Genomic DNA, 13,709 nt, shown 5'->3' with positions numbered 1-13,709 from the left:
CCGCCCGACTGGCGGCCGCGTTCTTCAGCGGCCCGTCGTCGAACCCTGCCGGATCCCCGAACAGATCGAGGGGGATCGTCTCCGGGGCGCACAGCGCCCACAGTTCCAGCAGTTCCACCGCGGCCGGGCACTCATCGCGCAGCCGGCGCACGGACAGCTCCCACAGCACCGCGACGGTGACCCCCGGCCGATCGGCCACCTCCCCTTCCGCGAGCATGTCGCCGAGATGCTTGGCGAGGAGTTCGGCGTACTCCTCTGGTGGAGTGCCGGTCTGGTCGAGATAGCCGGCGGCCTGCTCGACCGCCAACGGCAGGTCCCCCAGCAGGTCGCAGATCTGATCCGCGACCGTCGGATCCAGCGCCGGGAACCGGTCGGTGAGGATGCACATCGCCTCGGCCCGTGGCAGCAGCGGCACGGTGACCGTTGCGCCGAGAGCGGTGAAGCCCCGCCGCCGAGAGGTCACCAGCAGCCGGCCCGCCCCTGGTGACGGGCGAAGCCCCTTGATCGTCTTGACCGTTTCGGGGTCGTCGGCGTTGTCGAACACCAGCAGCGACCGCGGCCGGCGTGCCCACGCCGCCACCACCGCGGCCGGTTCCGCATCCTGGGACAGGCCCACCATCGAGGCCAACCCCGCCAGATACCCGCCGACCAGCTCCGGCTGCTCGGCCGGTACCCAGCCCACCCGGTCGAAAGCGTCGGCATACCGGTGGATGTACTCGACCGCGAGCGCGGTCTTCCCGACCCCACCCATTCCCTCCAGCACGGTCACCGCCACCGACCCCGTCGCCGCCAGTCGGTCATGTATCTGAGTGAGCAGCGATTCACGGCCGACGAAGTTCGCCAGCCGGGCCGGTACGTTCCACATCGCCGGCAGATCCGGCGGGAACACCGGAGCGCCCACCGCCACCTCCGTACCGGCCGGGCCACCGGGGAAGTCCGGTTCTGTAGCCGGCTTTCCCCGCCTGCCCGCGGCAGCGGCGAGCACCGCGCGGCGTGCCACGTCCTTTCGGATACCGAACAGGTCAACCATGACCACCTGGGCGAGCAGACCCGGCCGCGGGCACTGCTCGATCCGGAACACCAACAGCTTCCGCGCCTGACCCGACGGGTCCGCCCGCCACGCCTCCTGCCACTCCGGCGCCGTGAACGCCGACTCCAGATAGGCCGCCGACAGCACCGCCACCGTCCGGGTGGCCCGCGCGGTCGCCTGCTGCACCTCTTCCACGAAGTGCGCTCCCGCGCGGAAATCCCAGGCCTGGATCACCACCCGGTAATCGGCGTCTTCCAACACCCAGGCGATCCACTCGGCCCACGCCCGGTCTCCCCCTGTATACGACACGAAGAAGTCCGGCTCGGTAGCCTCGTCGCCTCCCCTGGTCACCTCTCCAGCATGCCACTACCACCCACCGCACAAGCCGCGGGCTGTCGCCTGGCCGACCAGTCATCGACGCGGGCGGACGGACCACGGAAGATTTTCACAATCTGTCGGCCGTGGGTTCGGGTCCACCCGTCCCACCACTCTGCGTCGTTAACCGTATGGCCGTCGCGAATACGTTTGCTCTATTGGCTGGGGCGATCCGCGCGGTGAAGAACGGACAGGTTCCTGGCAGGAGTTTGTGAACCGGGCCCGTACGCCCGACAGCAGGCGATCATGTCAACCGTAAAAGTCCAGTTCACAGGCTGAAACCCGGATTTCGGAGTCCCGCACGTATCCCTGTCATGCCTGGCGTCCCCGCCATGCGGACTGACCTGGACCGCATCGACTTCGAGGTGTAGCGTCAACACGATCTTTGCCCGCCCGGAATGAGCGGCGGATGATGAGCGGCGGGTCAGTGTACGGGCGCTCGTGGTCGATCCGGGAGTAGCCGTGACCACAGGGGATTCGAGCCTGCGGCACCAGCGCAGCACGCTCGAGCGGGAGTGGGCGAGGTGGATCACCACGCGCCAGGACGGCGCCGTGCTGCGACCGCTCGTCGCGCAGTCCTGGGCTCGCTCGGTGCGCGTCGTGGACCCGGCGCGGGACAGCGCGCCCTCGGCTGAGGACCTGGATCCCGCGGCCATCTGGCGGGACTCCCCGCTGCGTGAACCGATACGTGAGCTCGGCGACGAACTGCGCGCCATCGCCGACGACGCCGGGTTCATCGTCGGGGTCACCGACGAGTCCGGCGGGATGTTGTGGACCTGCGGTGGGCGGGTGATGCGGCGGCGAGCCGAGCNATGCGGCGGCGAGCCGAGCGGGTCAACTTCGCGCCGGGCAGCCGGTGGGACGAGCGGGCGATGGGCACCAACGCGATGTCACTCGTGCTTCACTACGGGCGGCCGGCCAGCGTGTTCTCCGCCGAGCATCTGGTTGAGGCGCTCCACGAATGGTCGTGCTGGTCGGCGCCGATCCGCGACCCCAACGGGCAGACGCTCGGCGTGCTGGATCTCTCCACCACCTGGAACCGTTCGCACCCACTTGCCATGTCCACCGTACGGACGCTGGTAACCGCGATCGAGTCGCGGCTGCGTCCCTCCGGGTCGGTCACGGCCGCCACGCCCGGGGTGCGGCTGAGTTGCCTCGGCAGCGGCACGGCGCTGTGCGACGGTGTGCCCCTGCGGTTGCCACCGCGCCAGCTGGAGATCCTCACGCTGCTCGCGCTGGAGGCGGACGGCTTCTCTCCGGAGGGGCTGCGCGCGGCCCTGTACGGTGATCGGCAGATCACCGCCACCACTCTCAAGGCCGAGGTGTCCCACCTGCGTCGGACCCTCGGCGGAGCGCTGACGAACCGCCGGTACGCGCTGACCGCGCCGATCTCCTGCGACGCTGCCGATGTACTCGACGCCCTTGCCGACAGGGACGCTCCTGCCGCTGTGCGCCGCTATACGGCGCCGCTGCTACCGCACTCGGAAGCACCGGGTATCACGATGTGGCGCGAGCACCTCGCGGTGGCCGTGCGGGATGCGGTGCTGGCTTCCGAGCAGGCGGAGCTCGCTCTGCTCTATGGCCAGCGTCATCCCTTCGACGCGCAGGTCCATGAGTACGCACACCGACTGCTGCCGCCGCACGACGCGCGCCGGGGCATCGTCGCTGCCCGGCTTCAGGCCGCGTTGCGCGAGTGAGCGACCGCTCCCACTGACACCGGTTCATCCCATCTGGCACCGGTCGGTTCATCCCAGCTGGGCGCGGTTTCCTGATCGGACGACGACTTCCGAAACATGCCAGGGCAGCCGGCCGTCGCCACCAACCTTTCGCCAACCTCACGTGTGCAGGGTGCTCTACATCACACATTGACCACCCGATGACGGTGGACGACATCGGCCAGGAGCGCACTCATGGCATACACCCCGCCAGGCGCCGAGGGCAGCATCGTTCAGTTCGCCCAGCGCTACGAGAACTTCATCGGTGGCACGTGGGTGCCCCCGACCGAGGGCCGCTACTTCGCCAATCCCTCGCCGGTCAACGGTCAGGTGTTCTGTGAGGTCGCCCGCTCCAGCGCCGCGGACATCGACCTCGCCCTGGACGCCGCGCACGCCGCCGCGGCGAAGTGGGGCCGGACATCGGTGACCGAACGCGCCAACATCCTCAACCGGATCGCGGATCGGATCGAGCAGAACCTGGAGAAGCTCGCGGTCGCCGAGACCTGGGACAACGGCAAGCCGGTCCGCGAGACGCTGGCCGCCGACCTGCCGCTCGCGGTGGACCACTTCCGGTACTTCGCGGGGGCGGTGCGAGCCCAGGAGGGCAGCATCGGAGAGATCGACGCGGACACGGTCGCCTATCACTTCCAGGAACCGCTTGGCGTGGTCGGTCAGATCATCCCGTGGAACTTCCCCATCCTGATGGCCGCGTGGAAGCTCGCGCCCGCGCTGGCGGCCGGCAACTGTGTGGTGATCAAGCCTGCCGAACAGACTCCGGCCAGCCTGCTGCTCGTGGTCGGGCTGATCGCCGACCTCCTGCCGCCGGGGGTGCTGAACGTGGTCAACGGCTTCGGCGTCGAGGCGGGCAAGCCGCTGGCCNCGAGGCGGGCAAGCCGCTGGCCTCGAGCGGCCGGGTCGCCAAGATCGCTTTCACTGGTGAAACCACCACCGGGCGACTGATCATGCAGTACGCCAGCGAGAACATCATCCCGGTGACCCTTGAGCTGGGCGGCAAGAGCCCGAACATCTTCCTGCCGGACGTGCTGGCCGTCGACGACGACTTCCTGGACAAGGCCGTCGAGGGTTTCGTCCTGTTCGCGTTGAACCAGGGTGAAGTATGCACCTGCCCGTCCCGCGCGCTGATCGCCTCCTCGATCTACGACGAGTTCATCGGCCGCTGCATCGAGCGGACCAGGGCGATCGTGGGCGGCGACCCGCTCGATCCCGCCACCATGATCGGCGCTCAGGCCAGCAACGATCAGTACGAGAAGATCCTTTCCTATATCGACATCGGCATCAGGGAGGGCGCCGAGATCCTCACCGGCGGCAGCCCCCGCAAGGTCGACGGCCTCGAGGGCGGCTACTACGTCGAGCCGACAGTCTTCCGTGGCACCAACGACATGCGGATCTTCCAGGAGGAGATCTTCGGTCCGGTCGTGTCGGTGACCACGTACGACTCGCCGGACGAGGCGCTCAAGCTGGCCAACGACACGCTCTACGGTCTCGGTGCCGGGGTGTGGAGCCGGGACATCAACACCGCGTACCGGTTCGGCCGGGAAATCAGGGCCGGTCGGGTATGGGTGAACAACTATCACTCCTATCCCGCGCACGCGGCGTTCGGTGGGTACAAGAAGTCCGGGATCGGCCGGGAAACCCACCGGATGATGCTGGACCACTACCAGCAGACCAAGAACCTGCTGGTCAGTTATTCGCCGAAGAAGCTCGGCTTCTTCTGATGGACCTCGTCGACCAGGGAGTCGACCAGGGAGACGGCCAGGGAGACGGCCGGGGGAGGCGCACCGAGCGCGTGCGGCTCACCCCGGCCGCGGAGGAAGTCCTGCGCGTACTGGTCGACACACACGGCCCGGTGATGTTCCATCAGTCCGGGGGCTGCTGCGATGGCAGTGCCCCGATGTGCTACCCGCGCGGCGAGTTCCGCGTCGGCGGCGCCGACGTGCTGCTTGGCCGGGTTGCCTGTGACACGCCGTTCTGGATGAGCGCCGACCAGTACCGCTACTGGCAGCACACCCACCTCACGGTGGACGTGGTGCCTGGCAGGGGCAGCGGGTTCTCCCTCGAAGCGCCGCTGGGCGTGCGCTTCCTGCTGCGCTCGAGGCTGTTCACCGACGCCGAGTCCGAACAGGTCCGCGCCGAAGCGTCGCTGCCCACCGGCGCGGACGTGCCGGTGGGCGGGCAGTGAAACCGCCCGTGGTCCACTGACAGGGTGGACGGTCCGAATGGCGGCTTCCTGACCGCGGAAGATGTCTGTCAGGCACTGTGCGCAGCGCCCGTACCGGCGGGCAGCATTGCCGGCTCCGACCCGGGAACCGTCCCGGGAAAGCCCGGCCTGTACGCATGGTGGGCTGTTCCAGGGGCGCTTCCGGGAATACCGAGACCGGCTCATCCTTCCCTGCCCCTCGGATTGCTGTACGTCGGCATCGCGAAGGTCAGCCTCCGGCAACGCGTCGTGGGGCAGCATCTCGGCGCGAACACCGGTTCCTCCACCTTCCGTTTCACGCTCGCGGCACACCTTGTGACCGATGGTCAACTGACTCCGTACAGGATGGCGAAGAAGGTCCTGCTGCCGCCGGCACAGCTTGCCTGGCTTCTCCGCTGGCAGGTTTCGCACCTGTCCGTCTCCTGGATAACCAGGGACGAACCAGCCGCGGTCGAGACTGCTGTGATCGGCGCTATGAGACCGCCGCTCAACGGCGACGACAACGGAGACCACCCCTACCGGCAGCCGCTGCGCGACATCCGCGCCGCCTTCCGGCTCAGGGCGACGGATGGCCGCACCGTCGGCGAGTAGCTGTCGCTGGACATCCACATCTCGGGCGGCCGACGGTTACCGCTCACAGCAACGTGAACGGACGCCGGCGGACGACTACGAACAGACGGCAGGTCCGTCGGCTCGAGCTGACGAAAAACGGTGAATCTTCACGAACACCACAAATGTGACTGTTCGCTGAAGTCACCCCGGTTTCGTTCACGGGCAGGGTTGTGAACGGCTGCGGATCCCTAACGTAAGGAACCATGCCGATCATGGTCTCTTCTTGGCCGGGCCGGTTTCGACATGGATTCCCGTAAACCCTATCGAGATAGTAGACTTTGTCTACATCACACGCAGAGGGGGCCACGATGACCGCCACCCGTACCGCGCCTTACGAGGTCCGCCAGGCCAGCCCCGTTCTCGGCGCCGAGATCGTCGGTGTCGACCTGGCCAGCGGCGTCGACGACGCCACCGCCGAAGCCCTGCGCGACGACTTCTGGAAGTACAAGGTGCTGGTCCTTCGCGACCAGCACCTGTCGCCAGACGCGCATGTAGAGGCTGTACGGATCTTCGACGAGCCGTTCGACCACCCCAAGTGGCTGTACCGCCATGAGGACAACCGGCTGGTGTACGTCTTCAACCTCGAGAAGGCCGGCGGGGCCGCGAGGTGGCACGTCGGCGGTATCTGGCGGAATCCGCCGTTCACCATCGAGTCGCTGACCTATCAGGTGGTGCCGGAGATCGGCGGTCGCACACTGTGGGCCGATCTGCAGGCCGCGTACGACGGCCTGTCCGAGCCGTTCAGGCGACTGCTGGAATCGGTCAGCGCCGTGTACAGCGACTACCCCGGGGACGGGACCTACGACCGACCGCCGACGACCGGGGTCATCGAGCACCCGGTGGTGCGCACACACCGCCACACCGGCCGCAAGGGGCTCTTCCTCAGCTCGTCGGCCCTCCGTCTGACCGGCATCGGCCCGGCCGAGAGCGAAGCCCTCCTGCCGTTCCTCTTGGCGCATGCCTCCTCGCCCAACTACACCGTGGGCTTCGGCTGGAAGCCGGGGGACTTCGTGATCTGGGACAACCAGGCCACGTGGCACTACGCGGTGAACGACTACGACGGCCCGCGCGTGTATCGCAAGGTCATCGGAGGCTGACTCCCGGACGAGCGGCGCGCGGGACCCGGAACCCGGGTGCCGCGGCCATTCAGGCCCCGCTGGGAGGCGTATATCCGTTGAGGAACAGTTCCGCGAAGGTGCGCGCGATTTCTTCCGGGCCGCTGTGAAAGGTGGGCCGGTACCACCGGTACATCCAGTTGATCATTCCAAGCAGCGCCATTGCGGAGACGTCCAGAGGAAGGTCGTCGCGCCCCCTGGTGAGGATCGACAGGACCAGCGCCTCGTAGTCTCCCGGGTCTGCTGGATCACCTGCTTCGCCCACTCGCTGTCCTGGCGGGCGATGCGCCCGAGGTCCTCGATGTAGACGTGCATGTGGGGGTAGTTCTCGGCGTAGCCCGTGACCATCGACGTGATAAGCGCCCGGATCTTGTCCTCGGTGCCTGAGTCGCTGTTCCTGACCGCTTCCGCAACCTCGATGTCCCGCGCCAGCGCCTCGCGGACGATCTCCTGGAGCAGTTCGTCCTTGCTGCCGACGTAGTAGTAGAGGGAGGCGCGGTCAGCGCCCAGAGCCTCCGCGACGTCGCGGAGGGTGGCTGCGAACCCGCGCTCCTTGAAGACGTGGGCGGCCGTCTGGATGATCTCCTTGCGTCGCGCGACGTAGCTGGCGCTGCCGTCCTGGATGGCGGCCTTGCGCCGTGCTTCGATGCCGCTGTTGGCCATGCCTCCAGTAACCTCCGGCGGAACACTCCCTGGTAAGGACCGGCGGCGGTGTCGGCGCAACAGGGGTTGGCTCTGAACGAAGGTAGCACCGGCTGGTCATCGACGCCGCCGCGGCCTTTGGTACCCGGGCGATCGCCGTCCTGGCCGGGTACGGATGAATGCGGATGAACAAGGCCCGAGCGTCGGTCGCGACATCACGTCTCGAAGCATTTCTGGTCGCGGAACGGCAACGTGGTGGCTTTACTCCTCGTCCCAGCGACTCCTCGTCCCAGCGCTGCTGGTGGGGAATGACCTCGCGGGCGACGAACTCCCGGGCGACGGCTCGGAAGTCCTCGTGGTCCTGCTCGTAGAGTGTGCGCTCCACCGTGGAACTCCTCGATCGGGGTGTTCGATCGGAACGGAAAAATCTTGTTTACCGATCGCTAAGAAGACGGAAGTGGACGGTAGGACCGGCGGAGTGGAGGGTCAATCCCCTGCGGCCAGAAAACTTCCGCATGTTCATTTCGATCATGCCTTCTGGCTGTTCAATAGGCATATCGTGGCTACTGGTGCCGGGATCGCCGCAGCTTGACGAACGCGGTCGTCGGAGCCTAGCGTGCCTGTTTATCGATCGATAAATAAATGATCGTGGTTTGCGCGAGGGATCATGAAGGTCCAGGGGAGGGGCGACAGCGAACGGGTCGCCCCGACCGGTGAAAGGAGCGCAGGATGAGCGACGCTGTGATCGTCGATGTGGTACGGACCGCGTCCGGTAAGGGCAAGCCGGGCGGGGCGCTGTCCGCCGTTCACCCGGTGGACCTGCTCGCGGGCGTGCTCCAGGCGCTCATCGAACGCACCGGCCTCGACCCCGCCCTGGTCGACGACGTCATCGGCGGCTGCGTCTCGCAGGCCGGCGAGCAGGCGGCCAACATCACCCGTAGCGCGCTGCTCGCCGCCGGGCTGCCCGAGTCGGTACCCGGCACCACCGTCGACCGCCAGTGCGGCTCCAGTCAGCAGGCGGTGCACTTCGCCGCCCAGGGCGTGCTCGCGGGCGCCTACGACGTGGTCATCGCCTGCGGTGTGGAGTCGATGAGCCGGGTACCGATGGGCTACCCGGCGCAGGGGCAGGACACCACCGGGACGCTGCTGGGCCAGCGCTACCCCGAGGGCCTGGTCCCGCAGGGGGTGTCCGCCGAACTGATCGCCGCCCGCTGGAAGCTGGAACGCCAGGACCTGGACGCGTTCTCGGCCCGCTCCCACCAGTTGGCCGCGGCCACCGCCGCCGCCGGCGGCTTCGACCGGGAGATCGTGCCCGTGGGCGACCACCGGGTGGACGAGACCGTACGTCCCGGCACCACCGTGGAGGGGCTGGCCGGGCTGAAGCCGGCCTTCCTCGGCGTCCCCTCGGCGGCGCGCTTCCCGGAGATCGGCTGGCACGTCACCCCGGGCAACTCCTCCCCGCTCACCGACGCGGCCTCGGCCACCCTGATCGTCAGCGCCCGGGCCGCCGACCGGCTGGGCCTGCGTCCCCGGGCCCGGTTCCACGCCTTCGCCGTCACCGGTTCGGACCCGGTGCTGATGCTCACCGGCGTCATCCCGGCCACGCAGAAGATCCTCGCCCGCGCCGGGCTGTCCATCGACGACATCGACGCCTACGAGGTCAACGAGGCGTTCGCGCCCGTCCCGCTGGTGTGGCAGCGCGAACTGGCCGCCGACCCGGAGCGGCTGAACCCCCGCGGCGGCGCGATCGCGCTCGGCCACGCCCTGGGCGCCTCCGGCGTCCGGCTGCTCGCCACCCTGGTCAACCACCTCGAGGCGACCGGCGGCCGGTACGGTCTGCAGACCATGTGCGAAGGCGGTGGGATGGCCAACGCCACCATCATCGAACGCTTGTAAACGCCTGACGCCTGTAAACGCCTGTAAACGCCTGTAAGGCGAATGGAACGCCGCCGGGAGAAAGAAGGGCTACCGGGGGCGCGAGCGTCGCCATCATATTTCTTCCGTGTCGGTGGGTAGAAGGCCCACCGACACGCCAGGGAAAGACCGGACTCTGTGAGAGGAAAGCTTCCGTGAACATCGAAGGCAGTGTCGCGTTCATCACCGGCGGGGCCTCCGGTCTGGGCCTGGCCACCGCGCACCGGCTGCTGGACGCCGGCGCGTCCGTGGCCCTGGTGGACCTGCCGTCCTCCGACGGCGTGGCCGTGGCCGCCAAGCTCGGGGACCGCGCCGTCTTCACCCCCGCCGACGTCACCAGCGAACAGGACGTCACCGCCGCCCTCGACGCCGCCGGGCAGCTCGGCCCGATACGCGTCGCGGTCAACTGCGCCGGCATCGGTACCCCGGGCCGGGTGCTGGGCAAGGACGGCCCGCTCCCGCTGGAGCTGTTCGCCCGCGTCGTCCAGATCAACCTGATCGGCACCTTCAACGTCATCCGGCTGGCCGCCGCCCGCATCGCCGCCCACGACCCCGTCGACGGCGAACGCGGTGTCATCGTCAACACCGCGTCGGTGGCCGCCTACGACGGCCAGATCGGCCAGGCCGCCTACTCCGCGTCCAAGGGCGGCGTCGTCGGCCTCACCCTGCCCGTCGCCCGCGACCTCGCCAACCGGCAGATCCGGGTGGTCACCATCGCCCCCGGCCTGTTCGAGACCCCGATGCTGGCCACGCTGCCGGAGGAGGCCCGTAACTCCCTGGGTGCGCAGGTACCGCACCCCAGCCGGCTTGGCCGTCCCGAGGAGTACGCTGCCCTCGTCCAGCACATCGTGGACAATCCCATGCTCAACGGTGAGGTCATCCGCCTGGACGGCGCCATCCGCATGGCCCCCCGATGAATTCCCTGGTGATTCCTTGAGGAGTCCCGCGTGAACACGGCACCGGATGCGGCCGCCGGTGCCGCGAAGCGGTGGCGCGAATACCCGCCGCTGAACCTGCACCCGGTGCTCAGGCACGCCATGGAGGCGTTCAACGAGCACGGCTACCACGGCACGTCGGTACGCGACATCGCCCGCCGGGTCGGGGTGACCGTCCCGGCGCTGTACTACCACTACGAGAACAAGCAGGTCCTGCTGGTCACCCTGATCGAAACCTCCATCCGCGACGTTCTCGACCGCTGCCGGGCCGCGGTGGCCGAGGCCGGCGACGAACCGGTGGCCCGCTTCTCGGCCATGGTCGAGTGCGTCGTGCTCTACATGACCAACCGCCGTGGGCTGGCCTTCCTCGACACCGAGATCCGTAGCCTCGAGCCGGAGAACCGGGCCCGGTATGTCGCGCTGCGTGACTATCTGGAGCACATGTTGCTCGACACGGTCGAGGCGGGTGTCGCCCAGGGGGCCTTCGCCACCCCCATCCCGGCCGACGCCAGCCGGGCGGTCCTGACCATGTGCCAGAGCGTGGCCACCTGGTACTCCCCGGACGGGCCGCTGCCGCCGGAGGCGATCGCCGAACGCTACGTCCTGCTCTGCCTGAGCACGGTCGGCCACACCGGCGACCGCACCCTCGGGCCGGGCCCGCCGGCCGGCGCCCAGCGCGGCCGCCCGCGGGCGGTCACCGGNCCGCCCGCGGGCGGTCACCGGCACCCGCAACACTTTCCGGTGACCGGGGAAACCCCAGCCACGGAGATCGACGTAAAATGCAACCCGCGTCGCCTGGTGGGGTCCTGGATGTTCGTCGGGGCTGCCTGCCGCCCCTTTGTTTTTCCCTCGCCTGGTGGAGGGAGTGCATCCTTCCAGGGGAGGCTTCGCTCCCGTGACGCCTCTTAACGTCCGGAGTGACGGTCGTCATATTTGTGATGGCCGTAACGGCTCCGACTAAGGAGGTCCTCGTTGGGACGCATGCCGCAGGACGTGGTGTCACACGAACTCGATCTGCTCTGGCAGTCGATCTTCACCTGGGTGAGCTGGGCCCTCGTACTCGGTATGATCGCGGTCGCGATCTATCTGTGGCGCAGGGAGCGGACGCCGTTCTATCTCTGCGCGCTGCTCGCGGCGGGCGTCGGGGCGTTCGCCGAGCCGCTGTACGACGTCGCCTTCGACCTGTGGTTCTTCGACGCGGACAGCGCCGGCAACCCCGGCGCGATGTGGTCGCACTTCAGCGCCTTCGGGGTCGTGCAGCCCAACTGGTCACACAGCGGCTACATCATCCTGTACGCCGCCGTCGCGCTGTACGCGGGGCGGCGGATGTACGAGGGCCGTCTGAGCCACAAGGGGCTGTTCGCGATCTGGGGGGCGGAGATCCTCACCTCGTGCGTCTTCGAGACGATCGGTACCGGCGTCGACGTCTACACCTACTACGGCCCCTACGAGCTGCGGATCTGGAACTACCCGGCCGTGATCGGCGTGCTCGAGGGCACCCAGACGGTCCTGTTCACGGTCCTGGCCGTGCAGATCTGGCGGCGCGTCTCCAGCCCGTGGGGCCTGACCTCGCTGTTCGCCGCCTTCCCGGTCACGATGTTCGGGGCGAACTTCGGCATCGGCAGCCCCGTCATCATCGCGCTGCACCTGGACGGCGAGGACTTCTCCCGCGGGCTCGTGTGGGCCGCGACCTTCCTCACTATCGGCCTCTGCGTGCTGGCCATCCACGGCGCGTCGAAGTTCCTTCCCCGGCCCCGCGGGATCGCCGAGCCCGACGGCCTGCCCGTCCCGCCACGCGAGCGCGCACTGCTGGTGTGACCTGACCGTGGTGTGACCGCGTCCACCGCCCGGAGGGGCCCGGCCCGGGCCAGCGCCCCTCCGGGCCTGACGAGACCGGGCACCGTCAGAGTTACAACTGATCTGCCCCGGCGGAGTCGCCTGTGTGACGAGTTTGCCACCTGCCGGAATTTCGGCCCCGCTCAAGGCGTACGCGTCCGGCGGGGCGTCGGCAGCCGTCCGTCCCGGAGCCCGGCCCCGATACCGACGGAGCGTTCCCCGTCCTGTCTGAATGGTTGATCCATCTCGCTGCTCGGACCGCTGTTGTCGTACTGGAATGACCTGCCGTGCTCGCGGCCTTTCTCCTCGGTATCGCGAATTCCCGGACGTTCCTGTAGCCGTCCCGGTTTCGTTCAACGGATGAACGGAAGACCGGTGGCGGGCGCTGGGACGGGCGAAGCCGGCAGCAGCTGACGAAAGCTGCTGGTGGCCTTCAGCGAAATGCTGGGAAAATCATGCGTCGCCATGACCGGCTGATTTCGCCGGCCGTATCAGCTTCGGCCTCGTGGAAAAGTGGCGCTGCCATCGAGTCCGGGTGATTCACCCCTTGTTGACGCCTACCTTCGGATTTGGGGTCTTCTGCTCGCCTGTGGCGGTCGCGTTGACGACAGGAACAGCTACGGGGTCACTGGCCGTGGTGTTATGCGCTCCGCTCCCACATGGCGTTCCGCTGCGGAGGGTTCCCATGACATCGGCTTACCCTGTGACTTGGTGGAACGTCGAGATCCCGCGCGACGGGGGGAACTCCCCGCGGCGCGGCGAGAAGCCCGTCCGGGCGCCCGGCGAATCGGTCGTGAGCCAGGCTCCCGCGCTACGTGACCGGGAGATCGGCCAGTTGGTGTCGGTGCCCGCACGGACGAACGGCGGCTCTGGCTCTGGCCCGCTGGTTATTTGTCCCGAATTACCGGATGCCCGTGCGGCGGAGAACGAGTTCGTCGGGCGGGGACTCCCCTCGGGGCCGATGCCGGTATGAGGTTCACCGACCGGACGCTGCTGCGTTTCCTCGACGCCGCCGAACTCGGCGCGCTCCTGCCGCCGAGGACAGGCCGGGCGCTCCTCGACGCGGCATACGACTTCGACGACCTCGCCGTCGGCGACGTTTCGGGGGTGAGCGCACGCCTCGTCGCGCTCGCCCCGGCACTCGCGCCGGAGCTGCCGGTCACCGTGACGGCCCGGCCCCTCGGCGGCGGACAGGAATGGCAGGTGACCGGCTCGTGGCAGTCCGCGGCCGCGCCGACGGTGCACGCCGTCCTCGACGTCACGGTGGCCGCGGCGACGCGCGGCGTCCGGACCGACGTCACGGCGGTCGAGGTCGAG

14 protein-coding genes (1 of these 14 running past the window's edge) are annotated in these 13,709 nt (G+C 68.4%); 11 read left to right on the top strand and 3 right to left on the bottom strand.

From position 1 onward, the window contains the following. Positions 1-1,339, bottom strand: the 5' portion of a protein-coding gene (locus FrCorBMG51_RS32195) for a toll/interleukin-1 receptor domain-containing protein (RefSeq protein WP_476742242.1). Its footprint begins 431 nt before the window's first position; 1,339 of the gene's 1,770 nt are visible here — the first part of the coding sequence; it begins with the start codon at positions 1,337-1,339; the stop codon falls past the left edge of the window. Positions 1,340-2,217: 878 nt separating this feature from the next. Here FrCorBMG51_RS32195 and FrCorBMG51_RS23170 point away from each other — a divergent pair. From FrCorBMG51_RS23170 to FrCorBMG51_RS23150, 6 genes are all read left to right on the top strand, one after another. Next, entirely contained in the window at positions 2,218-3,102 is an 885-nt protein-coding gene (locus FrCorBMG51_RS23170; protein ID WP_200902572.1) for a helix-turn-helix domain-containing protein, read from the top strand. A gap of 213 nt (positions 3,103-3,315) precedes the next feature. Beyond that, the gene (locus tag FrCorBMG51_RS35195; RefSeq protein ID WP_275452063.1) at positions 3,316-4,080 is read left to right on the top strand and encodes an aldehyde dehydrogenase family protein; all 765 of its coding nucleotides are present in this window, start codon (positions 3,316-3,318) and stop codon (positions 4,078-4,080) included. Between the two features lie 2 nt (positions 4,081-4,082). Beyond that, a complete protein-coding gene (locus tag FrCorBMG51_RS35190) occupies positions 4,083-4,856 on the top strand; it encodes an aldehyde dehydrogenase family protein (protein ID WP_476742240.1) in 774 nt (257 codons plus the stop codon). Beyond that, a complete protein-coding gene (locus tag FrCorBMG51_RS23160) occupies positions 4,856-5,320 on the top strand; it encodes a DUF779 domain-containing protein (RefSeq protein WP_217699299.1) in 465 nt (154 codons plus the stop codon). Before FrCorBMG51_RS35190 ends, FrCorBMG51_RS23160 begins: the two co-directional genes overlap by 1 nt. Positions 5,321-5,344: 24 nt before the next feature. Beyond that, positions 5,345-5,929, top strand: a complete 585-nt coding sequence (locus tag FrCorBMG51_RS33295; RefSeq protein ID WP_052914972.1) for a GIY-YIG nuclease family protein — start codon at positions 5,345-5,347, stop codon at positions 5,927-5,929. 329 nt (positions 5,930-6,258) lie between these two features. Beyond that, a complete protein-coding gene (locus FrCorBMG51_RS23150) occupies positions 6,259-7,047 on the top strand; it encodes a TauD/TfdA dioxygenase family protein (RefSeq protein ID WP_047225130.1) in 789 nt (262 codons plus the stop codon). 49 nt (positions 7,048-7,096) lie between these two features. Here the strand turns inward: FrCorBMG51_RS23150 and FrCorBMG51_RS34235 are convergent, their stop codons facing one another. Then, entirely contained in the window at positions 7,097-7,243 is a 147-nt protein-coding gene (locus FrCorBMG51_RS34235) for a TetR-type transcription factor C-terminal domain-containing protein (protein ID WP_420848666.1), read from the bottom strand. Beyond that, entirely contained in the window at positions 7,210-7,728 is a 519-nt protein-coding gene (locus FrCorBMG51_RS23145; RefSeq protein ID WP_052914971.1) for a TetR/AcrR family transcriptional regulator, read from the bottom strand. Before FrCorBMG51_RS23145 ends, FrCorBMG51_RS34235 begins: the two co-directional genes overlap by 34 nt. A 708-nt stretch (positions 7,729-8,436) precedes the next feature. On the opposite strand from FrCorBMG51_RS23145, the gene FrCorBMG51_RS23140 reads away from it, so the two are divergent. From FrCorBMG51_RS23140 to FrCorBMG51_RS23120, 5 genes are all read left to right on the top strand, one after another. Next, complete coding sequence (locus FrCorBMG51_RS23140) at positions 8,437-9,603, top strand: thiolase family protein (protein WP_047225129.1); 1,167 nt, start codon at positions 8,437-8,439, stop codon at positions 9,601-9,603. A 173-nt stretch (positions 9,604-9,776) separates the two neighbouring features. Continuing rightward, positions 9,777-10,538 (top strand): 3-hydroxyacyl-CoA dehydrogenase, encoded by a 762-nt coding sequence (locus FrCorBMG51_RS23135; RefSeq protein ID WP_047225128.1) that lies wholly within the window; start codon positions 9,777-9,779, stop codon positions 10,536-10,538. A gap of 120 nt (positions 10,539-10,658) precedes the next feature. After that, positions 10,659-11,465, top strand: a complete 807-nt coding sequence (locus FrCorBMG51_RS23130) for a TetR/AcrR family transcriptional regulator (RefSeq protein ID WP_476742241.1) — start codon at positions 10,659-10,661, stop codon at positions 11,463-11,465. Between the two features lie 72 nt (positions 11,466-11,537). Continuing rightward, the gene (locus FrCorBMG51_RS23125) at positions 11,538-12,374 is read left to right on the top strand and encodes a hypothetical protein (RefSeq protein WP_235433846.1); all 837 of its coding nucleotides are present in this window, start codon (positions 11,538-11,540) and stop codon (positions 12,372-12,374) included. A 987-nt stretch (positions 12,375-13,361) separates the two neighbouring features. Next, a partial coding sequence (locus FrCorBMG51_RS23120) for a hypothetical protein (protein ID WP_047225126.1) occupies positions 13,362-13,709 on the top strand: 348 nt, incomplete at its 3' end.

Origin of the sequence: Protofrankia coriariae, from assembly GCF_001017755.1 — a bacterium.
GTDB lineage: Bacteria > Actinomycetota > Actinomycetes > Frankiales > Frankiaceae > Protofrankia > Protofrankia coriariae.
The sequence above is the reverse complement of the archived record's forward strand: the minus strand, read 5'-3'. Positions and strand labels throughout refer to the sequence as shown.

Bases quoted from the DNA above. Each gene is read 5' to 3' on its own strand.
- FrCorBMG51_RS23170 (WP_200902572.1), top strand. From the start codon at position 2,218: ATGCGGCGGCGAGCCGAGCGGGTCAACTTCGCGCCGGGCAGCCGGTGG.
- FrCorBMG51_RS35190 (WP_476742240.1), top strand. From the start codon at position 4,083: ATGCAGTACGCCAGCGAGAACATCATCCCGGTGACCCTTGAGCTGGGC.
- FrCorBMG51_RS23160 (WP_217699299.1), top strand. From the start codon at position 4,856: ATGGACCTCGTCGACCAGGGAGTCGACCAGGGAGACGGCCAGGGAGAC.
- FrCorBMG51_RS23150 (WP_047225130.1), top strand. From the start codon at position 6,259: ATGACCGCCACCCGTACCGCGCCTTACGAGGTCCGCCAGGCCAGCCCC.
- FrCorBMG51_RS23145 (WP_052914971.1), bottom strand. From the start codon at position 7,728: ATGGCCAACAGCGGCATCGAAGCACGGCGCAAGGCCGCCATCCAGGAC.
- FrCorBMG51_RS23140 (WP_047225129.1), top strand. From the start codon at position 8,437: ATGAGCGACGCTGTGATCGTCGATGTGGTACGGACCGCGTCCGGTAAG.
- FrCorBMG51_RS23125 (WP_235433846.1), top strand. From the start codon at position 11,538: ATGCCGCAGGACGTGGTGTCACACGAACTCGATCTGCTCTGGCAGTCG.